Source organism: Pseudomonas putida (assembly GCF_022627325.1).
GTDB lineage: Bacteria > Pseudomonadota > Gammaproteobacteria > Pseudomonadales > Pseudomonadaceae > Aquipseudomonas > Aquipseudomonas putida_X.
On the sequence record NZ_JAETZZ010000001.1, the window covers coordinates 187,281 to 210,131 of the forward strand.

General features: G+C 55.6%; 15 protein-coding genes. 4 read left to right on the forward strand and 11 right to left on the reverse strand.

The features are described from left to right. The first annotated feature begins 46 nt into the window (after positions 1-46). Positions 47-979: a KpsF/GutQ family sugar-phosphate isomerase gene (locus JNA92_RS00855; protein ID WP_241803391.1), complete on the forward strand. Its 933-nt coding sequence runs from the start codon at positions 47-49 to the stop codon at positions 977-979. A 120-nt stretch (positions 980-1,099) separates the two neighbouring features. On the opposite strand, the gene rfbC is transcribed toward JNA92_RS00855, so the two are convergent. The 11 genes from rfbC to JNA92_RS00910 form a co-directional block, all read right to left on the reverse strand. Further along, on the reverse strand, positions 1,100-1,648 hold the full coding sequence (rfbC, locus tag JNA92_RS00860; RefSeq protein ID WP_012313306.1) for a dTDP-4-dehydrorhamnose 3,5-epimerase: 549 nt from the start codon (positions 1,646-1,648) through the stop codon (positions 1,100-1,102). Next, entirely contained in the window at positions 1,648-2,538 is an 891-nt protein-coding gene (rfbA, locus tag JNA92_RS00865; protein ID WP_241802920.1) for a glucose-1-phosphate thymidylyltransferase RfbA, read from the reverse strand. The genes rfbC and rfbA overlap by 1 nt, the downstream gene beginning before the upstream one ends. Beyond that, positions 2,535-3,440: a dTDP-4-dehydrorhamnose reductase gene (gene rfbD, locus JNA92_RS00870; RefSeq protein ID WP_241802921.1), complete on the reverse strand. Its 906-nt coding sequence runs from the start codon at positions 3,438-3,440 to the stop codon at positions 2,535-2,537. The genes rfbA and rfbD overlap by 4 nt, the downstream gene beginning before the upstream one ends. Then, positions 3,437-4,513, reverse strand: coding sequence for a dTDP-glucose 4,6-dehydratase (gene rfbB / locus JNA92_RS00875; RefSeq protein ID WP_241802922.1), 1,077 nt, complete (start codon positions 4,511-4,513; stop codon positions 3,437-3,439). Before rfbB ends, rfbD begins: the two co-directional genes overlap by 4 nt. Before the next feature lie 379 nt (positions 4,514-4,892). Further along, positions 4,893-7,052: a hypothetical protein gene (locus JNA92_RS00880; protein WP_241802923.1), complete on the reverse strand. Its 2,160-nt coding sequence runs from the start codon at positions 7,050-7,052 to the stop codon at positions 4,893-4,895. A 67-nt stretch (positions 7,053-7,119) separates the two neighbouring features. Further along, positions 7,120-8,931, reverse strand: a complete 1,812-nt coding sequence (locus JNA92_RS00885; RefSeq protein ID WP_241802924.1) for a GT99 family glycosyltransferase N-terminal domain-containing protein — start codon at positions 8,929-8,931, stop codon at positions 7,120-7,122. Continuing rightward, positions 8,928-9,983 carry a glycosyltransferase family protein gene (locus tag JNA92_RS00890; RefSeq protein ID WP_241802925.1) on the reverse strand — a complete coding sequence of 352 codons (1,056 nt, stop codon included), beginning with the start codon at positions 9,981-9,983 and terminating at the stop codon, positions 8,928-8,930. The genes JNA92_RS00885 and JNA92_RS00890 overlap by 4 nt, the downstream gene beginning before the upstream one ends. Positions 9,984-10,036: 53 nt before the next feature. After that, entirely contained in the window at positions 10,037-12,463 is a 2,427-nt protein-coding gene (locus JNA92_RS00895) for a glycosyltransferase family 2 protein (protein ID WP_241802926.1), read from the reverse strand. Further along, the gene (locus JNA92_RS00900) at positions 12,463-15,021 is read right to left on the reverse strand and encodes a glycosyltransferase family 2 protein (RefSeq protein WP_241803392.1); all 2,559 of its coding nucleotides are present in this window, start codon (positions 15,019-15,021) and stop codon (positions 12,463-12,465) included. Before JNA92_RS00900 ends, JNA92_RS00895 begins: the two co-directional genes overlap by 1 nt. Before the next feature lie 145 nt (positions 15,022-15,166). Next, complete coding sequence (locus JNA92_RS00905) at positions 15,167-16,615, reverse strand: DUF4214 domain-containing protein (RefSeq protein ID WP_241802927.1); 1,449 nt, start codon at positions 16,613-16,615, stop codon at positions 15,167-15,169. Positions 16,616-16,632: 17 nt separating this feature from the next. Then, complete coding sequence (locus tag JNA92_RS00910) at positions 16,633-17,514, reverse strand: hypothetical protein (RefSeq protein WP_241803393.1); 882 nt, start codon at positions 17,512-17,514, stop codon at positions 16,633-16,635. 565 nt (positions 17,515-18,079) lie between these two features. On the opposite strand from JNA92_RS00910, the gene JNA92_RS00915 reads away from it, so the two are divergent. From JNA92_RS00915 to JNA92_RS00925, 3 genes are read left to right on the forward strand one after another with little or no spacing between them, the layout of a single operon-like run. After that, positions 18,080-19,891 carry a type I secretion system permease/ATPase gene (locus tag JNA92_RS00915; RefSeq protein WP_241802928.1) on the forward strand — a complete coding sequence of 604 codons (1,812 nt, stop codon included), beginning with the start codon at positions 18,080-18,082 and terminating at the stop codon, positions 19,889-19,891. A gap of 12 nt (positions 19,892-19,903) precedes the next feature. Continuing rightward, entirely contained in the window at positions 19,904-21,229 is a 1,326-nt protein-coding gene (locus JNA92_RS00920) for an HlyD family type I secretion periplasmic adaptor subunit (RefSeq protein ID WP_241802929.1), read from the forward strand. Continuing rightward, on the forward strand, positions 21,226-22,683 hold the full coding sequence (locus JNA92_RS00925) for a TolC family outer membrane protein (RefSeq protein WP_241802930.1): 1,458 nt from the start codon (positions 21,226-21,228) through the stop codon (positions 22,681-22,683). The genes JNA92_RS00920 and JNA92_RS00925 overlap by 4 nt, the downstream gene beginning before the upstream one ends. The last annotated feature ends 168 nt before the right edge of the window (positions 22,684-22,851 follow it).

Here is a 22,851-nt window from a genome sequence, read left to right on the forward strand (position 1 = left end):
CCTTACCATTGTCACTTCGGATCAACCCTATCCTTCATGGAAGAATATGAATCACCTCTCCATTGCTAAAGAAGCACTGCTTGCACAAGCTAAAGCTGTAGAGACATTAGCTGAGCGACTGAATGAAAGTTTTCAACGCGCCGTCGAACTGCTGCTCTCTTGCAAGGGTAGAGCCGTTGTATGCGGGATGGGTAAGTCAGGGCTTATCGGCCAAAAAATGGTCGCTACTTTTGCTTCGACAGGCACGCCCAGTTTTTTTCTTCACCCGGCTGAGGCGTTCCACGGCGACCTAGGTATGCTGAAGCCAGTCGATGTGCTGATACTCATTAGCTACAGCGGTGAGACCGAAGAGCTAATCAAGCTGATCCCCAGCCTAAAGTCATTTGGTAATAAATTAATTTCAATAACTGGCAATGGAAATTCCACACTTGCCAAACATTCGGATATTTGGCTGGATATTTCCGTGGAGCGCGAGGTGTGTCCGAACAACTTGGCGCCTACCACCTCCACGCTAGCGACCATGGCCATGGGCGACGCACTTGCTGTTGCGTTGATTGAAGCTATCCAGTTCAAGCCTATGGATTTTGCTCGTTACCACCCGGGCGGCAGCCTCGGTCGTAAATTGCTAACTCGCGTAAAAGATGTTATGCACTCTCCAGCCCCAATTGTGGGGCGGGAAACGAGTTTTCATGATTGTCTGCTGGCAATGACGCAAAGCAGGCTAGGCCTTGCGATTGTGATGGAAGAGCAGCGGTTGGTTGGTATCGTGACGGATGGCGACCTCCGCCGTGCACTGCTTGAGAACGAACGGATTGTTCGGGAAAAAGTTGCGCAATTCATGACCGCTAAACCGCATACCATAATGGAAGATGCGCAGTTGTCCGAGGCGGAGCTATACATGCGCGAAAATAAAATTAGAGCACTCGCGGTTACGAATACTCAGGGTGGCGTGGTAGGGATTGTTGAAATTTTCGATTGATCATGTCTTCAGGAAAGACGCCTGCTGAATGAATTCAGTGCTTTTGATAGCGACTTAGCTCAAGCGCTTATCACACAGGCGCAGAGGCTCTACGAAGTCCGTAGAGCCCCCAGCCTTTTATCAATCGAATAAGTCCGAGTCGCTTAATGCCAAACCAAGTTGGTCTTTTCCAGATAGGCTAGGCACAAAGTCGATTGGCCACTCGATACCGATTTCTGGATCATTCCAAGCAAGGCAGCGCTCGCTGCTAGGTGAGTAGAAATCGGTCGTTTTGTAGAGAAACTCGGCTGTATCGCTCAAAGTCACGAAGCCGTGGGCAAAGCCTGGCGGAATCCACAGCTGGTTCTTGTTCTCGGCGGAAAGCACCGCACCAACCCACTGGCCAAAAGTAGGGGAGGAGCGGCGGATATCCACCGCCACGTCGAACACTTCACCTTGTACTACACGCACCAATTTGCCTTGGGCATGTGGCGGCAGCTGGTAGTGAAGGCCGCGTAGCACGCCTTTCACAGAGCGGGAGTGGTTGTCCTGAACGAAGTCTGGTTGCAGGCCGGTGACTTCCTTGAAGACATTGGCGTTGAAGCTTTCGAAGAAAAAGCCACGCTCGTCACCGAAGACCTTGGGAGTGAACAGAAAGACATCCGGGATGGCCAAAGGAATAGCGTGCATCAGAAGACCTTTTCTTTAAGCAAGTTTTTAAGGTATTGACCATAACCGTTTTTGAGCAATGGCTGAGCAAGGCGTTCGAGTTGTTCGGCGTTGATCCAGCCGGCCCGGTAGCAAATCTCCTCAGGGCAGGCGACCTTCAGCCCTTGGCGGCGCTCCATGGTTGCAATGTACTGGCTGGCATCGAGCAGGCTGTCGTGAGTGCCGGTATCGAGCCATGCATAGCCGCGTCCCATGATCTCGACCTGCAGTTGACCTTGTTGCAGATAGAGATTGTTGAGATCGGTGATCTCTAGTTCTCCACGCGCCGACGGTTTAAGCCCGCGTGCCAGATCGACGACCTGTTTGTCATAGAAGTACAAGCCGGTGACCGCGTAGCTCGACTTCGGCACCTTGGGTTTTTCTTCAAGCGAAAGCACACGTCCGCTGTCATCGAACTCGGCAACCCCATAACGCTCTGGGTCTTGAACGTGATACGCGAAAACCGATGCCCCCCTTTCACGCTCGCCGGCACTTAGCAGCAGCGATTGGAAGTCGTGGCCGTAGAAAATATTGTCGCCAAGCACCAGTGCTGATGGGTTGTTACCGATGAAATCCGCGCCAATGGTGAAGGCTTGCGCCAAACCGTCCGGGCTTGGCTGCACAGCGTACGAAAGATTGATGCCCCACTGACTGCCGCTACCCAGCAGCTGTTCGAAGCGCGGGGTATCTTGGGGGGTCGATATGATGAGGATGTCGCGAATACCCGCAAGCAGCAGCGTGCTCAGCGGGTAGTAGATCATCGGCTTGTCATAAACGGGTAAGAGTTGCTTGGAAACGGACAGCGTCGCTGGATGCAGACGCGTCCCAGAACCACCAGCCAGAATGATCCCTTTACGATTGGTCGTGTTCATTTGTTAAGAGCTTCCATAAGCATACGGGTGACACCACTTTGCCAATCCGGCAAGTGCAGAGAGAAAGAGTTCCGAAGTTTCGCAGTCGACAGCCGAGAGTTCAACGGGCGCTTCGCCGGAGTGGGGTACTCGGTTGTAGCAATCGGGTTGATTGCTTCAACGGCAAGCGTTTCACCTTGGTCGCGGGCAAATGCGATCACATCGCAGGCATAAGCGTGCCAGGTTGTCTCGCCGGCTGGTGCCAGGTGGTAGATGCCAGCCAGTTCGGGCTTGTGCAGTGCTTGCTGTAATGCGGCTACCGCAACGTCGGCCAGCAAGTCTGCACCGGTCGGTACGCCAACCTGATCAGCGATCACGTTGAGGGTTGCCCGGTCCTTCGCAAGGCGGAGCATGGTTTTAGCGAAGTTGTTGCCGCGGGCGGCGTACACCCAGCTTGCACGGAAGATGAGGTGCTTGCAGCCTGATGCCTGGATCAACTGTTCGCCTTCGAGCTTGGTTGCACCGTAGTAGTTGACCGGCGCAACAGGGTCGGTTTCCTTCCAAGGGGCCGAGCCACTGCCGTCGAAGACGTAGTCGGTGGAGTAGTGCACCAGCCAGGCGTCGAGACGCTTGGCCTCTTCTGCCATTACCTGGCTCGCCAAGGCGTTGACCGTGTGAGCAAGCTCGCGCTCGCTTTCGGCTTTATCGACGGCCGTGTAAGCGGCTGCATTGACGATTACCTGGGGTGCCACACTGCGGATGGTGGCGCGCAAGCCTTCAAGATCCGACAAATCGCCTGCCAATTCACCGTAGGGGGTAGACGCCCGATGTCGATCGAGGGCTACCACTTCGCCCAACACGCTGAGCGCCCGCTGCAGTTCCCAGCCGACCTGGCCGTTTTTACCCAGCAGCAGAATCGTCATGCCTTACCCGCACGTGCGTTGTAATTTGTGTCGATCCATTGCTGGTAGCTGCCGCTTTTTACGTGAGCGACCCACTCTGGGTTGTCCAAGTACCACTGCACCGTCTTGCGGATGCCCGACTCGAAGGTTTCTTCAGGCACCCAGCCCAGTTCACGCTGGATCTTGCTGGCGTCGATGGCATACCGCAGGTCATGGCCCGGGCGGTCTTGCACGTAGGTCAGCAGTTCGACGTGCGGGCGGAATGCCGACTCAGGGCGCAGTTCGTCAAGCAGTGCACAAACGGTACGCACCACTTCGATGTTCTGCTTCTCGTTATGGCCGCCGATGTTGTAGGTCTGGCCTACTTCACCTTCGGTAACTACCTTGTACAGCGCCCGGGCGTGGTCTTCGACGTACAGCCAGTCACGGATCTGGTCGCCTTTGCCGTAGATAGGCAGCGGCTTGCCTTCCAGTGCGTTGAGGATGACCAGCGGGATCAACTTCTCGGGGAAGTGGTACGGGCCATAGTTGTTCGAGCAATTGGTAACCAAGGTCGGCAGGCCGTAGGTACGGGCCCAGGCGCGGACCAAATGGTCGGAACTGGCCTTGCTGGCTGAGTAGGGCGAGCTTGGCTGGTACGGTGTGGTCTCGGTGAACAAGTCTTCCGGGCCTTCAAGGTCTCCGTACACTTCGTCAGTGGAAATGTGGTGGAACCGGAATGCCGCCTTGCGCGTTTCATCCAAGGAATTCCAGTACCCACGCGCTGCTTCCAGCAGGTTGTATGTGCCGATGATGTTGGTCTGGATGAATTCGGACGGGCCGCTGATCGAGCGGTCGACGTGGGATTCTGCGGCCAGGTGCATCACAGCGTCAGGCTGGTGCTCGCGGAACACCCGGTCGAGTTCGCCGCGGTCGCAGATATCGACGCGCTCGAATGCATAGCGCGTGTCTTGGTCGACCGACTGGAGCGACTCCAGGTTGCCGGCATAGGTCAGCTTGTCGACGTTGATGACCGAGTCATCAGTGTTCGAGATGATGTGACGTACAACTGCCGAGCCAATGAACCCGGCACCACCGGTTACTAAGATCTTCACGAGAGTTTTCTACCTTGAGGTTCTGACAGAGTCTACAAGCTTTGTCTGAGTCAATGCTTAAAAGCCGTCATACAAGACGCGTTTTCTAAGTGTACTCGATAGACTCCTGTATTCGATAAGTTCTGTCAATTATTGATATTTTTTTGTGCGCTCTGGTCAGTGCGGCTATTTGAGAGGGCACTGAGAATTACAGCCGTGAGCGATGAGCTTGAGTCTGTATGGCCCCGGCTTGAAAAGCAGATACACGCGAATGAGGAATAATTCAAACCGTTCATAGCTATTTTTACCTCGTTATTTTCTGGGGTAAAGGCTTATTTAGTGATCCCAACGCTGGCTTGAAGCTGCCACCAGAACGGATGCTGGCTGTGAAATAAGTACCCTAAATTATATCAAACACTTTCGTTAAACCTGTTATGGTCGGATACCCAAAGGGACCAAGCTCAATGTCCGAGTCAGAAATATCAATGGTATGCGACGTACGGGTTGCTGAGTAGTTTTTGTTGTGTAGAGACTGAGGAGTTTCTCTTCTGTTGATGATGGTCTGCGCACAACTAGCTTCCCAGACAATATGACTCGCAGCGCCATGGCTCCAGTCTACTAATTGCTCCAGCGCGAGCGGAATTGTGGGCTGTTTACCATCATCGGAGATAAAAACCTTGAAGTGTGAGTGATGTGAGATTGCTGCAACATTGACACTTTGGGCGTGGCCGATTTGAGGGTTGATACTAACTATTTTGATGCCGATTTTTTCAATCTTCTCTAGGCCTGATGGGCCTAAATAGCGAAGTAGAGTATCAAGCCACACACTCTGGCCAAAAATTAGTATTGGAGTATTTTTGCGTCTGACCAGCTGGGCGGCAGAGTCGAAGATTATACGCTCTACGTCGCGAACTGCTTTGTTGAAGGAAGTGCGGGCGTCAGTATTATAGTAAAAACAATTGGTGATCATGAGGTAACCAATGTGCGATGGATGCGAGCTAGGATCGATAAATAGTCGCATTGCTTCATGCATTGGTAGTTTCAGTAGCGGTGAGAGGTCGATAAGTTTCGCAGTGGATACATTTGCTTGAATATCAGCCAAATTCCAGTGCGGATGATTGTAGGCTTTAGCTTTGATATGTCGTCCGGCTAAGCGGTCCTGTACCTGCCTGCAAAAAAGGTCCCAAAAAATAAAATGTATTTTATTGTTGAATGTTTTGTCCCAAGCAGATATGGCTGCGAGGCTTCGCTTTAGCATGAATTCATCGTTCTCTGGTTTAATGGCTTTTGCATTAATTCCAGAGTGGTTGGGCAAGAAAAGGGGTAAAGAGTCCCTTGCAGGATGAAGCGATATTTCGTTGCCGAACCGGAAGTCCCCGACCATAAGCAATATTTTGGTATCGTCGGAGCACGCTTTCTTTGTTGATTCTAGTAGTCGCTGGGACCAGACCGGTGCGCCCCCGAAGCCAATCAGGTCACTTTCCTGAGGAGGCCTTGTCAAAAGCCCGTTCTTGACATGCTGACCCCACCTGACCATATGTGATGGTCCGACGATTTTCTTGGCTTGTGCAGTATCATTAAAGAGATAGTTGAGGAACTTTTTAGATGATATAGCGCTGGGTGAGGTTATCGTTCTGAAGGCGTTTAGGAAGAGAGGGGACGGCCTCGAAACGGCATTATGGGTGTATGAGTAGAGTTGAAAGGCTGGTGCGTTTATATCTGACGCCACATTTGCCAGGTAACGTTCGGCGTTGCCCGTCAGAACTATGTCGGGACGTATCAGTTCGACCATTTCTGCATGGTAGTAAGGCGTACGCAGAAATACAACTTGCTGAAAGATTTTGGAAAGGTGTGGCAGCATCAGTCGGAAAAATGAGTCGCCAAATATTAGAATTTTCTTGTCGGTTGTGGCTTCGGGGCTGAAATAAATATCAATTTGACCATTATTGGATGTGCCATTGCTGTTGAATTTAGTGTGGTTCCAATGGGGGTTGATTCTAATGGACTCTTGGTAGAGCGGGGGTGAAAATTTATTTCCGAGGTCGCCGGTTGTCTTTGTCTTTAGATTGATGCACTCCTGGATTTCTCGTAGTGCAACAGGTGCGGCTAAGCCAATGATGTCTAAGATTCGCGCAAGCACAACGAGGGTGCCAGAGTCTGATAGGTGAGTGTCAAGCTTGTCGTATGACAAGCGACCGAGCGTTTCATTCAGAAAATCCGCAGGATAAAGAACGAGGCCTTGAAGGCCGTCTTTTCTCAAGAACTCTACATACTTGTCGCCTAGCCTGGACATCGTTTCTATTGGGAATTCTGATGCTAATACTGACTGCTTGTCCGGGAAAATGACATGCAGGTATTTGCATTTTGCCAAGCTAGAGATATATGCGCGCCGGGAGATGTTGAGTTTGAAGTTTTCAAAGGACTCGATCGTCGGAGTGGTCTTTTCAGTTATATAGTCTAGTACTGTGTGATTGCCTCCGATCAAATAAGCTAATCCACAGGTGGTTAGCAATACATCATTGTGGATTAGATATTTCTCGGTCTGTGATGTGGATGCCATTTTGACGTCTCGCTAAAGCACTCGTCCCGTTGCCTGAGCGCTACAGGGCAACGGGATATCTGATCGATTATTTTGTAATTGAACCCAACTTACCGTTAATGACGAACATTGTATTGTCGGATGTTAGTAGTGCTATGTTGTAGCCGGAGTTGGATGTAAGGTTTCCCGGCAATTCAATCCTAAATCCGCAATTAGTCGGGAACGTGCGAATAGAGGAATTTGCAAGATTGCGCAGGTAATCGGCGGTGTCAAGCCGCGGGACTACTATATGCTTGTGCGATAGCACTAAATTATCTTTGAAGACGAGTACTAAGGCTGCCTGCCTTAGTTTGTCATCTATCGCCCAGCCTTCAATTTTCGTAGTGTCTTTCTTTTCTTCATTAGGAGATATTACGTCAATATTGCCTATGAATAGTTTTTCAAGAACTTTAGCGGAGCCGGCAATCAGAGGTCGTCCTGCCTCTTGTGCCGTGATAGTAGCCACGCCGTTTTTGATGGTGATACTTTTGTTTGAAGCGGCCAATAACTGGAGGTTTCCGAAGATTTCACCAGGTACTAGGTCTGAAACCTCTTCGTGTATGTTTTCGCCAAGCCAGTTAATGCCGTATTTGAATTTTTTAACCCAGTGCTCCCAGTAGGTTTCTTGGGTGGGAGTGATCTGAAGCTGCTTCATTTCCTTCAGGAAGTACAAAATATCAATAATGGGTTTGCCTGTGCCAATAGCATCCTTACTAATAAGGAAATGGCCGGACATGAAGTTGAAAAGTCGTCTTGCATGGCTTGTATTGTCAGGGATGTCTGCAAGTTTGCGAATATCTGCCAGGCTGACTTTTAGTCTGCCGTTGATGTCATACATCGCATCCCCTAGAATCAGCGCTCTTTTTCCTAAAAGTAGAGCTTCATATCCTACTGAGCTATTGATGGTGCATACAAACGCCGCTTGTGATATGAGGCGAAGTGATCGCGTGATTGTGACTGCACGATCCAAAATTGTCACATTTTCAACGAATGTACGGGCGTAAATTAGCGCTTTTGTTTCTTCAATCAGATTATAAGGGCGGCTTAGTGACCCAGGATGAGGCTTGATGATTACGTGATAACCTTGTTCGGTAAATGCTGGTAGGATTTTTTCGAGGAAATCAAGAGGTCCCTCGAAGTCTGAGTTTTTGATGGTGTTGAGGTCGTCCGCGAGTTGTAATGGAACATAGATGTAGGGGAACTTTGTTGATGCGCTTATTTCGTCAGGTACCGCGGTGTATGGCACATCAATAATGCCAATGCCATCAGGATTGTTCTCGAATCTGCTCTTAGGGCCCAGCCAAGTTTGTACGGGGTAGTTTTTCAGGGGCAAATTGTCAATGTTAGCCTGTCTCACTGCAGCGTTGCCATTTGTGCCTGCAGTATCGAAGTACATTGTTTCAACGAATGGGCCTCGGGTTGGGCCTAACTCGCCATGTAATACTATAATGTCATTTGCTGTGCAGAACTTGCGGACAGCCCCATTCTCTGACCATAAAACTATCGCCTCGAAGGGGTATTTTTTGTAGATTCTTTCTAGTATTGATAAATAAAGCTCTGAAGCCTCGCCAATACCTTTTGTTAGCTCTATCCAGGCATTGATGTTATCTTTTCCCCAGGCTGATTTGTAGTTTTCGATCTCTTTCGATTCGATGCCTGTAGGTCGCTCGCAGATCATTGAGCCCTGAGAAACTTTGCTACAGATCAGATCGATAACAGCATTATTGGAGAAAACGCGCAGGTCGAAAGAGCTTGAATCAATTTGTTTTAACAGTGATTCGGCTAAATATGTTCCTATACCCGAAAATTCTTCGAAGCTATCGCGGACAGGATGGGGCTCGATGTAAAGGAGGATTTTCATTGCTCAATAAACTCGCTGATCCATTTGGCAGTTTGCTTGTCCGAGGAAACTTCAGTATCTACGGACCTGGCTGCGTCTTCTAATTCATTCTCGGAATGAGTAATAGGCTCTAGAAGAGCTTGTTGCCATTCTGCTGAGGTCCTGCACTTTCTCAAAAGGATGGATTCGAATCGATCAATGTCGGGAATCGGGCTGCCAATCACTGTACAACCAGATAAGGCCGCCTCAAAAAACTTGAGGCCGCTTTTGCATTGATTAAATTCAGTCTCCTCCAAAGGGCCAAGAACAAATTTGCTTTTGGCCATTAGGTTGGGGAGTTCGTGAAATGCGACGTAATCAGCCTTATATATTTGATCCGCGTATCTAGTTAAGGAATTTGGAATTTTTACCGGGCCGGCTATCATAAGTTTAAATGATGAGTCAGATGCCAGTGCCCTTTGGAGAGGCTCCTCAATCATCTGCAAATCAGGGTTGTGTGAGGCTGTGCCGGGAAAGTAGGCGAATGTGTAAGGACGATGAGAGATTGGGTTTCGCTCCCTCACCATTTCTGAAATGCCGGCGAAAGTTGGATCCACACCGTTATGTATAACAACAGACTTTTTTGCAGAGAAAAGCCTGGACAGATAGTCGGCTAGCGGGACAGTGGACGAGCTAAATTGAGTGAATAGAGAGGCCGCACCAGCAATCTTGGCTAGGCTCTTACTTACGGTTGAGACGTTTTCTGAGCGAGTTCTAACTGCTGGGGTTTCGATGGCATGAATTACGCTGAAATTCAGGTCGTCGAAGTCAGCAATAAGCCTCTCTGTAGGCATCGATAAAATGAATTCAGCCAGTTCAGCTGTCAGAGCCGGTCGGTGAAATACAAAATAATCATAGTTAGAAAAGAATGATGGCTGTTTTTGGAATATGGCTTGTGTGGTGCACGCAGTAGGAAAGCCTTTCGCCGAAAGACTTTGAGCGAAATTAAAACACCGATATCGTGTTGATGGGTCGTAATAAGGTCTCGCATGTCTTGAAGTGTTTGATACGAAAAGTACTGATGGATTTTTCATTTTCTTTTAACGTTACGTCCAAGGAGGCTCATTAGTGTTCTGGTTGCGAAGCTTCACTTGAGTGAAGTTCTGCTGACTAATAGAGCTTTTGATGTTAAATGCTGTTTGCGTTTTTTTACTGAATAATGCTGCATGGCAAGGCCGCCATAGGGGCCGCTTAGATAGTCTGTGCTAAGTGAGCAGTTATAAAAAAGGTCCGAGTATCCAGCTTGGGTCCAGCGGCCTATAAAATTACGCTGCTCACGCTGAGCTCTATTCATTTTTTCTGGTGTTTGGTCCTTTCCTCTGCTGGCTGACTCAGCATGAATCAATTGCGCGAACGCGGTCCAAACCACGTGCATGCCCAGCTGTCGGATGCGTAAGCACAGATCCACATCATTGAACGCTACCGGAAAGGCTCTTTCGTCTAAACCACCCACTTCTTCGAAAATCTCTCTGCGCACTAACATGCATGCCGCAGTAACTGCGCTTTGCTTACGAGTGATTTGATTCAGCCCGAGATAACCAGCGTCACGCTGTTCGAGATTGTTACCAGTGTGCGCCGCCAGGCCGTTAATGCCGACAACAACTCCACCATGTTGGACCATGCTATTCGGCCAAAGTAGTTTCGCGCCCACAGCGCCGACACCCGGTTGGTAAAGTTGCGCTACCATTTCTTTCAACCAGGCACTTTTTTTAACCTCGATGTCATTGTTGACGAGGCCGATCACTTCACCCGTGGCAATGCTCGCCGCACGATTGTTGATGGTCGAATAGTTAAACGGGTAGGGGTGTGCCAGTACGGTCACGCCGCGTGCCTTGATATCCTCGAAATAAGACAAGGTGTCGGGGTCGCTCGACTCATTGTCGACAACAATGATTTCGAGGTTTGGATAATCTGTGTCGTTTAACAACCCTTCAATACACGCGCGCAACAGTTTGAATTGGTCCCGGGTAGGTACGATCAAGCTCACCCGCGGCAGTTGCTCTGGCAGAGGCCAATGCGCCCTGAGCAGTGCGGGGTAGTCCTCCACACGGCTCACTGTCGTACCAGGGGCCAATTCTTGGCAGAGCCACTCGATGGCACGCAGTCGTTCGGACGATGGCTCTGCCTGCTCGGGGCTGGCTGGCGCATTGTTGGTACGGTGGTAAAGCACTCGGGGCAAGTGCACCACACTCGCGTTGCTCTCTTGGGTGGCCAATGCAATCGCGGCAACCAAGTCATGCCAGCCTACCGCAGATTGTTCGGCACGCGCTGTCAACAGATTCAATGCCTGCTTGATGATGTCTGCGCCGAATATTGCTCCTGGAGTGAAGATATCCGCACCGATGAAGAGGTCAATGTCCCACACTGGCTTCAGCCAAGGGAGGCTGCGCTCACCTTGTGGGCCGTCACGATCGCAGTCTGCAAATGCCCAGGCACTGCCATCGTCCAGCAACGCACAAAGGTGCGCGAGGGCCAACGGGGCCAAGCGATCACCTGCCGCCAAAGGTAGAATTCGATCACAACCCTCTGCCAACAGTTGCTGCACGGCGGGTGCCAAATCGGTAGGGGAGGCGATGGCGACTTGATGTACGTTTGCACGGTCAGTACCCAGGCTTTCAAGGCTGGCCTTTTCCTGCGCGCAATCACCTGCGCTGATGATCAGCAAGCCGACCTTACCTTGCATGGCAGGCTTTTCCAGGCCCTCCATGCGCTGAAACGCCTCGAACCATTGCGGGTAGAGATGCCAACCTGCACTTTTGGGCAAGCGCATTGACTGCTCTTTGGCCACTTCAGTGAGCAGGGCGATGGTTGCCGGATCCTGCTTCGCATCCAGCTGCCGAATCAAACCCTCTACCCCTTCCGGCCAGCAGCACAGGCGAATCGGGCTGCCGGCAAGCGGTTGCCCGCGATCATCGACTACATCCAGCACATGTACCTTGCCATCGGCCAACTCCCACGGCAGGTCAATGGCAAAGCCGTGATCGCTGGTATCGCGATACGCCAGTGCCTGGTTATGCACATTGCAAGTCGCAGTGCAGATGACCTGATTCCCTTCGCGCACAGTCACTTCAACATGACGGCGTGGTGATTGCGGGTCCCATGACCAGCCACCTACGCGTAGACCACCGGTGTGCCACACCTGCGAGGTAATGGCCGAAGCGTCCTGGCTGGGAGCAGCAGGCAAATGTACCTGGCCTTCCAGCTCGAATGCCTGGTTGGCGATGCGTGCCGTAATCACTCGCGCTTCGTCCAGCCAGCTTTTGCGCAGCTGAACGGTGAACCCATGGAACTGATCACCCACTGGGGCGAGTGGTTCGTATTGGTCTGCACGCGCCAAGGCGACGGTCGCGCCGTCGATGAATACTTCGACCACCGGGCGCAGTTCCGGCTGGGCGGTATCGATTGCCCAGCCTTGCAGCACATCCCCCTGCAGGCCAATGATGGCCCCGGTGTAACCGTTAAGTTGGACGGGTTGCTGGCCCGCCTGGGGCTTTTCCAAGAGGTCTTGAGTCATCAGGCTTGGCTCAGTGAAAAGGGTAGGGAAGTGGTTGGGCTCGCGCCGGCTTCGGCGGCCAGCGGGCTTGGGCTCGCAAACAGCGGGGCGGCCAGTGCGTCGGCCAGCAGCGCTGCCTGCCAGTCGGCGCCGGGGGCGTCATCCAGGCTTAGCACGCCGCCACAGCCTGCAGCTACGGCGCGTTCGGCCAGGCTGAAACCGTGCAGGGCCGGCAGCCGGTAGACGGCGCCCGTAGCCTGGAGTGCCTTAAGCCAAGGGCTGTCGTCTTTGGCCAGTAGTACGAGCGGCAACTGGTCGCTGATGATCTGCCGTGCCAGGGCCAGCCAGCGTTGGGCAATTGCCGGGTTGCTCAGGCTGTCGCCAATCAGCAGCACGCGTGGCGTATCTGCCGAGACTGGTGGGTGTTCGGTAGGGCCTGGCACTACGAGGTTCGCCTTGGGTAGGGCCCTGGCGTAGTCGCGGTGCAAGGCTTGCCATGGCAGCTGTACGCTTGTGGCATTGTGAGCGAAGTGCTGCCAGTCGAACGCTTCATCCTGGCTCAGCAGCCGGCTATCGCGGCAAATGATGCTGTAGGGCATGCCCAGAAGGGCAGGCAGCTCGCACAGGGTGACGGGGCAGCGCGCCAGTTGCTGGTAAGCGATACCGTTCAGCGGCAGCAGGCGCAGTGCCTCGACCAACTGGGGGTATTCGCCCGGCAGTTCGAAGTCGAGAGTCAAGGGCAGTGGCTGCAGTGGGGCTTGCAGGGTCGCCCAGGTGCGATGGTGCTCATGGCGCCAGGCGAGGTTGAATGCCGCGCCGCTGTGTGAGCCGTTGTGGATGTGCAGCGTTTGGCCGAGCCCTGATGTTGCGCATTGCTTGAGGGGGGATGGGGCGGCTGAGGGCCTCATCGCCGGCAAGCCGGCGCCTACAGTGGGCTCGCCGGTTTGGGTTGGCCAGTGGGCTTGGCGGGTATCGGGGGGCAGGCTGGTCAGCTTGGCTAGGCGCGCTTTTTGTAATGCTTGGCGGGCGGGTTTGATTGGGTCGCGCAGGCAGAAGGTGTTGTAGCGGGCGGAGGCGTCTGGGTAGCGTTTGCGCAGAATAGCGTTGTTGTGGGCCACGCGCAGGGCCTTTTCGGCGCCGAACGAGATGCCGCCCTGGTGCGCCACGAACACATTGGGCGCGCCCATGTGCCGCCAGCCGTGCTCGCGGGCGCGCAGGCACCAGTCGGTTTCTTCGCCATAGCCACGCGCAAGGTGGATTTCGTCCAGGTAGCCCACCTGGTCCAATGCCTCGCGCTTGATGTACAGGCAAAAGCCACAGCCGGTTTCTATTTCCATTGGCGGGCTGTCGGTTTGGCGGGTCAGGTCATCCAGTTCGGCTTGCGCTTTGGCGCAGGGCATGGCGTGGCTCACCCGGCTCTGCGGGAAGCTCATCAACTCGCCATTGTTGGTGAACGGGGTGACCGAGGCGATGCTGGCATCGCTGTAGGCCACCTGGCGCAGGCGGTCGAGCCAGGCGCCATGCACGCGAGTATCGGCGTTCAGCCACACCACGTCCTTGTTCGGGCTCAGGGCCATGGCGCGGTTCATGCTGCGGATGAACCCAAGGTTCACGGCATTGTGCACCAGGGTGATCTTACCTTTGGCGGCCAGCACTTTGAGTGCCTTGGCCAGGGCGGGCACGGGGGTCTGGTCTTCGATCACCACCAGCCGGTGCGCGGTGCGGTTGAGCTTGCGCGCCTCCAGTGCGCTGTTGATGCATTCCAGGGTTTCGTTGAGGCCGTCATACACGGGGATCAGCACGTCGACTGGCTGCTGTTCGCCGCCGCCGTTTACGCTGGCGGGCGGTACGAATGCCGGCATCGCGAAGACGGGGCTGCCGAGCAGTGCAGTGCCGTTGGCGAAGCGCAGGTGTACTGCCGCAGTCGCGTTCGGCACGCTCACCCGCAAGCCGCCATGGGTGGCAGGCAGCCCGGCGGCGCTCAGCAATGGGTGCTGGGCAGTGGCCTGGGTGTCGAACTGCTTGCCGTTGGCTTCGATTTTCAGTGCTGCCGGTGCCTGCAGGTTGGCCAGGTCTATGGCCCAACCTTGTATCTCCCGCTGCTCGGGCAGGTAGCGCACCACGCCGACCGTGCCGGGCGCGCCAGGTTGCGCGGCCAGCAGCTTAAGCACTTGTGCCAGTTCCTGGCCGGTGTGAATGTCAGGCAGGTGGGCAAGTACCATGCGGCGCAGTTCGGCGGGAGTTTCCGATTGGCTGCGTGCTTGCCACAGCGTCATGCGCAGGGCGAGGTCGTTGGGCTGGGTTTTCCAGGCCGTGGTCAGGTAGCGCGTGGCGAGTTGGAAGTGCTTTTGCGCCAGCAGGCTGCGACCGATCAGGGCGTGGATGTCCGCCCGGTCGGGTAGCGCCTTGGCGGCATTGGCAAAGAATAAAAAAGCCAGCTCAGGGGTCTGCGGCAATGCCGCGATGCCTTTCCACACCAATGCTTCCGGCCGGTACTCGGCGGTTTGCATGGCACGCTCGAGTGCAGCAGCCGCTAGGCCCTGCTCGTTGGCTTGGCGGTGGCGGTGGAACATGTCCATGAGCGTTTCTCGCCCATGGTCGAGGTGTCTGGACATAAGCTTGGCTTGGCTACAAAAAATAAAAAGAGGGGCGACCCGAAAGTCGCCCCCTTTTGCATGCACCCCGCCTTGCGGCGGAGTGAATGCCTGGCTACAGCAGGGCTAGTTACACCTGGCCGTGCAGTACAACGACGTTGTCGATGTTTGCAACAGCTTCGTTGGAACCAACGATGCCGATGGCCACGTCGGCGTGCGAAGCGCCTTGGGCGATCTGGGCAGACCAGTAGTCCTTCTCGCCTTCTTCCGAAGCACGGTCCAGAGCGGACTGGTACAGCGACTCGATGAAGTCGTTGTTGGCTTTAACGCCAGCTTCGTCCGAGGTGACGATGTCTTTGGCAACATCGGCACGGCTTGCGCCGTTGAACAGCGAGGATACCCAGAAGTCCAGGTCCTGTTGCTCAGCTTCGCGGCCCAGTACGTTGGTGTACAGGTCACGGATGAAGTCGCCGTTCGAAGCGTCCAGGGTCTGAGCTTCGCTGGAAACAGCGATAGCAGCAGCCACGTCAGCCAGCGAACCACCGTTGGCCAGCATGTCGGTCCAGGTGCTTGCACCCGAATCGTCAGCAGCACGGCCCAGCAGCGCCTGATACAGCTCGTTCACGTCGGTAGCGTTGTTGGCGCCGGCGTATTCGTTCGAGTTCAGGAACTCGTTGGCGATGTCGGTCAGCGAAGTGCCGTTGTTGACTTGGCCAACGAAGGACTTGGCGCCTTCCAGGTCTGCGTCACGGTCCAGTACGCCTTGGAACAGGCGCAGTGCAGCGGCTTCAGCGTCGCTGTAGGCCAGAGCAACGGTCTCGACTTCTTCGCCGTTGACGAAGGTCAGGAACTCGGCGTTGGAGATCGAGGCAGTCTGGTTGCCGGTCAGGGTAACGTTGAAGTTGGCGTTGGTGGCGAACGCGTAGTCATCACGCGAGCCGTCCAGCTGAACCACGTCGTAGCCAGCGCCGGTGTCGACGATGTCGGTGTGGTCTTCACCGCTCAGCACGACAGTGTCGTTGCCCGAGCCAGTTTTGACGTTGTTGTTGCCAGCGCCAGCGATAACGGTGTTGTTGCCGTTGCCGGTCACGATGGTGTCGTTACCGTCGCCGCCGTCGATGAAGGTGTTCTGGTCGCCATTGACGGTGATTACGTCGTTGCCGTTGCCAGTGGTGACAACCAGGCCGATTTCGGCGTTGGCGTCAGCGGCTACAGCTACGTCGGCTGCCAGGGCAGCGAAGGCGGCTGGGGCAACGTTGCCCGACTGGCCTTGCAGGGTGACGTTCAGGCTGGCATCGCTTTCCAGGATGTAAGCGCGAGCGCCGGCAGCTTCAGCTGCGGACAGGTCCAGAGTGACCAGGTCGGTGGCAACACCGGCGATTTCGCCGGTAACAACGTCAACGGCGCCGCCAGCTGGCAGCTCCAGGTTTACGCCGTCGAAGCTTGCAACGTTAACGGTTGCGCCTTCGGCTTCCAGGCCCAGCAGGGAGCTGATCGCGTCAACAGTGCTGTCGGACAGGGTGGTAGCGGCCAGGAAGGTCTGGAACTCGGTGGACGAGACGGGGCTATCGTATTGCATGGTGTATTCCTGTTACTTCAAGCCAATTGGCTTGTTGCACTGAGGTTCTGCGGTTGCGCAGAGTTTTCCCACGGAGACTTAGAGCGGGCAGCGTTCATCTTCGTAACGGGAGTAACGGCGATATGCAGCGCCACCAACGGCTCGTTGCCGGTGGGGCCATGCATCATCTGATTGGCGAGCAGGCGTTGTGGCTCGGCATTGCCGAACACGATAAGGCCTGTCAATTCGTAGTGTTTGCGCAGCGGCCCAACCAGGCTGAAGCCCACGCAGATCAGCGGCAGGCCTTGGCCTCGCGCGCCAACGAAGGTGCCGGTGGACACATTACGGCTGGGGCCGGAGCCGGCCACCATGCAGGTGTAGAGCAGGTCGACGCCATCCGGCTTGTTCGGCCAGTTGATAGCGAAGCTCTCGATGAATTCGTCGCTGCCGGGCGTGCCGATGCGGCCTTCGCTCGAAACCACTTCGCCTGATTTTTGCAGGTGCGCGGTGAGCTCGAAGGCGGTGGGGCTAGCGGTTGCGGTAAGGCTGGGGGCAGGCTCGCTGCTGGCCACCACGGCAAAAGTGCGCATGATGGCGGGCGAGGTGTCGATGCGGTCGATGCGCAGATCGACCGGGTCGATCACGTCGTCGAACATGTGGTATTCGGTGATCAGTACGGTGGTCACGCCACCTTTGACCCGGGCCACGATGGTGTCGCCCAGTTTGGTCAGCATGTTCTTGCTGACGCCCTCGGCGGGGAAGAAATCGACCGAGCCTTTGCCAAGCGGCGCCTGTTGCAGCGCAATGCACACGGGTTTATCGGCCGGTGGCTGCGAGGCATAACGGAAGATGTACATGCCCGGCTCCAGCAACGTTACGCGGGAGCTGATCTTCAAGCCATCGAGAGGCTGGGAAGGCATAGACATGGCGTTGTTAAGCTCCTTTTAAACGAAACACCGGTAGCTAACTTGCTCAAACCCGTGCGTACACCAAAACGGCCGGTAAAGGCTCCTTGCGAGGAGCGAAGATGAAGGGATGGGATAATGTTGTCAACTCGCAAAGGTAAAAAAAATTTCACTGAAAAACTGAACTAAATCCTCGGGTTAGCGCTCGCAGGCCACGCAGGGCGCAGGCTGAAGTGACTGATGGGTCTGTGACCAATGCGGTTTTTTTTCATTAAAATCAATGACTTGATGGCTCTGTTGTTTCTGGAGTCAATTTTTAATTTACTCTGACTTTGGTGCGGCAGGCTGCCGCAGCCTGTGTTGCCGTTGGTCGTTTTTAAAGAAAGGCATGGCCTTCTGCCGCGTAAGTAAGCAGTGACGCAGCTTTTTTATGCCTTTTTGTTGACTTACATCAGGGTTTTTTCATAAACAAGGCGTTTCGTCGGCTTTGTCTGCACCTGGCCTCTTGATAGGGCAGGCTGCGTTCTTCTCGGTGGGTGTTACACTGCCCGCCGCTTTTGTCATTCTCAGTATGGATACCATGAGTTCACAATCCGAAAATAACCTGCAAACCGCACTCAAAGCCTGTAAAAGCAGCTTCATTTCGGTCGGTTTCTTCAGCTTCTTCGTCAATGCGCTGATGCTGGTGCCCACCTTCTTCATGATCCAGGTGTCCGGGCGCGTCGTACCTTCTAGCAGCACCTCCACGTTGTTTATGCTTACCCTCATTCTTACCATTTTGGTCGCCACCATGGGTGCGCTGGAGTGGGTGCGTTCGCGCATTATGGTGCGTATCAGCAACCGCCTGGATGTGATGCTCAGCCGCGATGTGTATCGGGCCAGCTTCAAGCGCGCACTCACCAGTGGAGGTTCGGATGCTACTGCGCAGTCGTTGAACGATTTGACTGCCTTGCGCCAGTTTTTCACCGGTACGGGGCTTTTTGCGTTTTTCGATGCTCCATGGTTTCCCATTTATACGGCGGTGATGTTCCTGTTCCATCCTTGGTTTGGTTGGATGACGCTCGGGTGCGGTGTCGCGCTCGCGGTGCTGGCGGTGGTCAACCACCGCGTGACCGGTAAGGCGTTGGCCACTGCCAATAAAGAGAACGTCGCCTCTAACGTCATCACCACCAAAACCCTGCGCAATGCCGAAGTCATCGAGTCGATGGGCATGCTGGAAACACTGATGAACCGCTGGGCCAAGCGCCAGCGCAACATCATGCTGCTGCAGTCCGAGGCTAGTGATAAGGGCGGCGTGGTCAGCTCGATTTCCAAGACGTTCCGCACCTGGTCGCAGTCAATCATGCTGGCCATCGGTGCTTACCTAGTGGTAACTCACGAAATCAACCCGGGTCTCCTGATGGCCGGTTCCCTGCTGCTGGGCCGGGCGCTGTCGCCCATCGACCAGATGATCGGTAGCTGGAAAGGTTTTGTCGCCGCCAAGGTTCAGTACGACCGCCTTAGCAAGGTGATGGACGACCTCAACAAAGAGCCGGAGCGCATGCCACTGCCTGCCCCGGAAGGCCACATTCAGGTGGAAAACCTGATTGTCGCGCCGCCAGGCGCCAAGGCTCCGGTACTGCGCAGCATCAGCTTCGTGGCGCCAGCCGGCTCGGTCGTCGGCATCGTCGGCCCGAGCGCTGCGGGCAAGTCGACCTTGGTGCGTGCGCTGATGGGCATCTGGCCGCCCCAGCACGGCGTGGTGCGCCTGGATGGCGCCGACATCTCGACCTGGGACAAGCAGGCCCTAGGCCCGTACGTCGGCTACCTGCCGCAGGACATCGAGCTGTTCGAAGGCAGCATCAGCGAAAACATCGCCCGCTTCGACAAAGTCGACCCGGAGAAGGTGGTGCAGGCGGCGCAGATGGCCGGTGTGCACGAAATGATCCTGATGCTTCCGGACGGCTACGACACCGTGATTGGAAGCGACGGTGTCAACCTTTCTGGCGGCCAGCGCCAGCGCATCGGCCTTGCCCGTGCCATTTATGGCAACCCGCGCCTGATCGTGCTCGACGAGCCCAACTCCAACCTGGACGATGTGGGCGAGCGCGCACTGGGCGTAGCCCTGCAAAAGCTCAAGGAAACCGGCGCCACGGTGTTCATCGTGTCGCACCGCCCCAACATCCTCACGCGCCTGGACCGCATCCTGGTCATGGCCGGCGGCACCATCTCGATGTATGGCGAGCGTGATCGTGTCATCGCCGAGCTGGCCGCGCAGCAGGCCAAGGGCCAGCAGCGCGTTGCTCAACCGGCTGCGCCGCAACCTCCCGCAGTCGCACCCACCGCGCCTCGCCCCGCTCCCCCTGCGGCTCCTGCCGCTGCGCCCGTCACCTCGACCAGCACTGGCGCATAAAAGGATTTTTTGATGAGCAGCAAAGCAATCACCACGTTCGACCACAATTTCGATGACATGCCCACCTCCGATCGCGGTATTCGCCGCATCGGCCTGACCATCGTTTTTGTTACCTTCGGCATTTTTGGCACCTGGGCAGCGGTCGCCCCTTTGAGCAATGCCGTCCACGGCTCTGGCGTTGTCACCGTGCAGAACTACCGCAAGACCGTTCAGCACTTGGAAGGCGGTATCGTCAAGGAACTGCTGGCCCGTGACGGTGACCTGGTCAAACAGGGCGACCCGCTGATCGTGCTGGATGAAGCTCAACTAAGTTCCGAGTATGAGTCCACCCGTAACCAGCTGATCGTGGCCCGCTATAAAGAAGCGCGTCTGCGCGCCGAGCGCGATGGGTTGCAGGCTATCCCGCCTGTAACCATGGAGGGCACCGATTCGGACCGGGCCATGGAAGCCCTGGCAGGTGAGCAGCAGGTGTTCAAGGCGCGGCACGATGCGTTGCAAGGCGAGATATCGGTCAACCGCGAGCGCATCGAGCAGATGAAGCAGCAGATCGCTGGCCTCAATGACATGATTCGCACCAAGCGCAACCTGGAAAAGTCCTACACCGGTGAAATCAAGCAGCTCAAAGAGCTGCTGGCCGAAGGCTTCGTCGACAACCAGCGCCTGCTCGAGCAAGAGCGCAAACTCGACATGCTCAAGACCGAAGTGGCCGACCATGAGTCGACCATCACCAAGACCAAGCTGCAGATCGGCGAAACAGAGTTGCAGATCGTGCAGTTGAAGAAGAAATTCGATTCGGATGTGGCCAACGAGCTTTCCGAAGTGCAGGCCCAAGTGTTCGACCTGCAGGAAAAAGAAGCTGCGCTGCGGGACCGCCTGTCGCGGGTGGTGATCCGCGCGCCGGAAAGCGGCATGGTGCTGGACATGAAGGTGCACACCATCGGCGGCGTGGTCAGTGCGGCTACGCCACTGCTCGATATTGTCCCTGCCTCTTCGGAGCTGGTGATCGAAGCCAAGGTCGCGACCAAAGACATCGACCGCCTAGAACTGGGCAAGACGGCGGATATCCGCTTCAGTGCCTTCAACCAGGCAACCACCCCGGTTATCGAAGGCACGCTGATCCGTATCTCCGCGGATAGCCTGACTGAGGAACGTACCGGGGACCCGTACTACCTGGTCCGGGTGAAGGTTACTGAAGACGGCATGAAAAAACTCGGCAACCGCAAGCTGCAACCGGGTATGCCAGCTGATGTCCTGATCAACGCAGGCGACCGCACGATGCTGCAGTACCTGCTGAAACCGGCGCGCAACATGTTCGCTGAATCGCTGATCGAGGAATGATTGTGCTGCGTTTGCTACCTGGTGTTTTGATTTGCATGACCGCCTGGCAGGCGATGGCGGTGGAGTCCCAGGGCGAAATGCCAAGAGGTGTTGCCGCATCGACCTACGCCCTGGACCTCGCAGGGCTCTACCGCGAAGCTCGTCTGGAAGACCCTCGCGTGCTGGCTGCCTACGCCCGGGCGCGTTCGGCGGCCGAGCAGCAGCGTGAAGCCTTGGGTGGCTTGCTGCCGCAGGTGTCGGCCAACGCCAACTCCAGCCGTGTGTTGCGCAAGAACGAACTGTCGCGCGACATTTATAACAACGAAACCTACTCGCTCAGCCTGACCCAGTACCTGTACAACAAGCCGGCCTGGGAGCGTTACCAGAAGTCCAAGAGCGTCAAGGCCCAGAAAGGCCAGCAGGCCGAGGATACCTTGGCCGAAGCGACCGTCGACCTGGCCAAGCGCTACTTCGTTGCCCTGGCGGCAGACGATGAGCTGGCGCTGGTGCAGGCCGAGCGCCGCGCCACGCAAAAGAACCTCGACCGCGTCAGCATGATGTTCGACCGGCAGATGGCCAAGATCACCGACAAGCTCGACATGCAGGCGCGTGTCGATTCGCTGGCGGCGCAAGAGGTCGACGCACGCAACCAGGTGCAGGTCAGCCGTGAGGCATTGGCCGAGATTGTCGGGCGGCCAATCAATGAACCGCTGAGCCGGGTGCGAAATGATGTGGCACTGCAGGCGCCGACGCGCCCGCTGCAAAGCTGGATTACCCAGGCGGTTGAAACCAACCCGATGCTCAAGGCCTCGCAAAGCGGCGCCGAGGCGGCCAATGCCGCGGTGCGTGAGGGCAAGGGCGAGCATTATCCTCAGCTGTCTTTGAGTTTGAGTGCACAGCAAAGTGACCAAGGGTACGACAACACCCAGGCGCCGCGCAGCGACAGTTATGTGGCCACGCTCGGGGTGAAAATCCCAATCTATAGCGGCGGTTCCACTTCTGCCCGGGTGCGGGGGCTGTATGACGAGCAACTGGCGGCCGAAGAGCAGATGGAAGGCGTTCGCCGCCAAGTGGTCAAAGAAACCACCACGGCGTATCTCACCGCCCAGTCCAGTGTCGAGAAGATCCGCGCCAACCGTAATGCGTTGTCCTCAGCGCAGAAGTCCAGCGTTGCCGCGCAAAAGGCGTTCACCTACGGCGTGGTCAACGCCGTGGATGTGCTGACGGCCGTACAGAACGAGTTCAAGGCGCGGCGTGATCTGTTGAGATCGCAATATGATTTCATTACCAACCTGTTCCTGCTCAATCGCTGGGCAGGGGAGTTGAATCAGGAAAGCGTGGACAACGTGAACGTGTGGTTGAGCCCGGTGCCCGAGACTAGCTTGCCTGGTGGCGATGTGGCCCGTGTTGATGGCGCGGCTGCTGCGCGGCCCGTGGCTGGTAAGGCGGTGCAGGGTGCAACTGCGCTGAATTGAGCGCAGGAGTGGGTGAGCGCCGCCCGCGCGGCGCTCGATCTCGTAGGCCCTGCAAAATCCCTCGCCAGGTACCTGCCCCACCCACCACACCTATCGCCGGGGAAAAACTACCGGCTGCCCAACACAAGCTTTTTCTGAGTCGAGCACATCGCCCAACAGATGTATACT

Bases quoted from the DNA above. Each gene is read 5' to 3' on its own strand.
- JNA92_RS00855 (WP_241803391.1), top strand. From the start codon at position 47: ATGAATCACCTCTCCATTGCTAAAGAAGCACTGCTTGCACAAGCTAAA.
- rfbC (WP_012313306.1), bottom strand. From the start codon at position 1,648: ATGCACGCTATTCCTTTGGCCATCCCGGATGTCTTTCTGTTCACTCCC.
- rfbA (WP_241802920.1), bottom strand. From the start codon at position 2,538: ATGAACACGACCAATCGTAAAGGGATCATTCTGGCTGGTGGTTCTGGG.
- rfbD (WP_241802921.1), bottom strand. From the start codon at position 3,440: ATGACGATTCTGCTGCTGGGTAAAAACGGCCAGGTCGGCTGGGAACTG.
- JNA92_RS00880 (WP_241802923.1), bottom strand. From the start codon at position 7,052: ATGGCATCCACATCACAGACCGAGAAATATCTAATCCACAATGATGTA.
- JNA92_RS00885 (WP_241802924.1), bottom strand. From the start codon at position 8,931: ATGAAAATCCTCCTTTACATCGAGCCCCATCCTGTCCGCGATAGCTTC.
- JNA92_RS00890 (WP_241802925.1), bottom strand. From the start codon at position 9,983: ATGAAAAATCCATCAGTACTTTTCGTATCAAACACTTCAAGACATGCG.
- JNA92_RS00895 (WP_241802926.1), bottom strand. From the start codon at position 12,463: ATGACTCAAGACCTCTTGGAAAAGCCCCAGGCGGGCCAGCAACCCGTC.
- JNA92_RS00900 (WP_241803392.1), bottom strand. From the start codon at position 15,021: ATGGACATGTTCCACCGCCACCGCCAAGCCAACGAGCAGGGCCTAGCG.
- JNA92_RS00905 (WP_241802927.1), bottom strand. From the start codon at position 16,615: ATGCAATACGATAGCCCCGTCTCGTCCACCGAGTTCCAGACCTTCCTG.
- JNA92_RS00910 (WP_241803393.1), bottom strand. From the start codon at position 17,514: ATGCCTTCCCAGCCTCTCGATGGCTTGAAGATCAGCTCCCGCGTAACG.
- JNA92_RS00915 (WP_241802928.1), top strand. From the start codon at position 18,080: ATGAGTTCACAATCCGAAAATAACCTGCAAACCGCACTCAAAGCCTGT.
- JNA92_RS00920 (WP_241802929.1), top strand. From the start codon at position 19,904: ATGAGCAGCAAAGCAATCACCACGTTCGACCACAATTTCGATGACATG.
- JNA92_RS00925 (WP_241802930.1), top strand. From the start codon at position 21,226: ATGATTGTGCTGCGTTTGCTACCTGGTGTTTTGATTTGCATGACCGCC.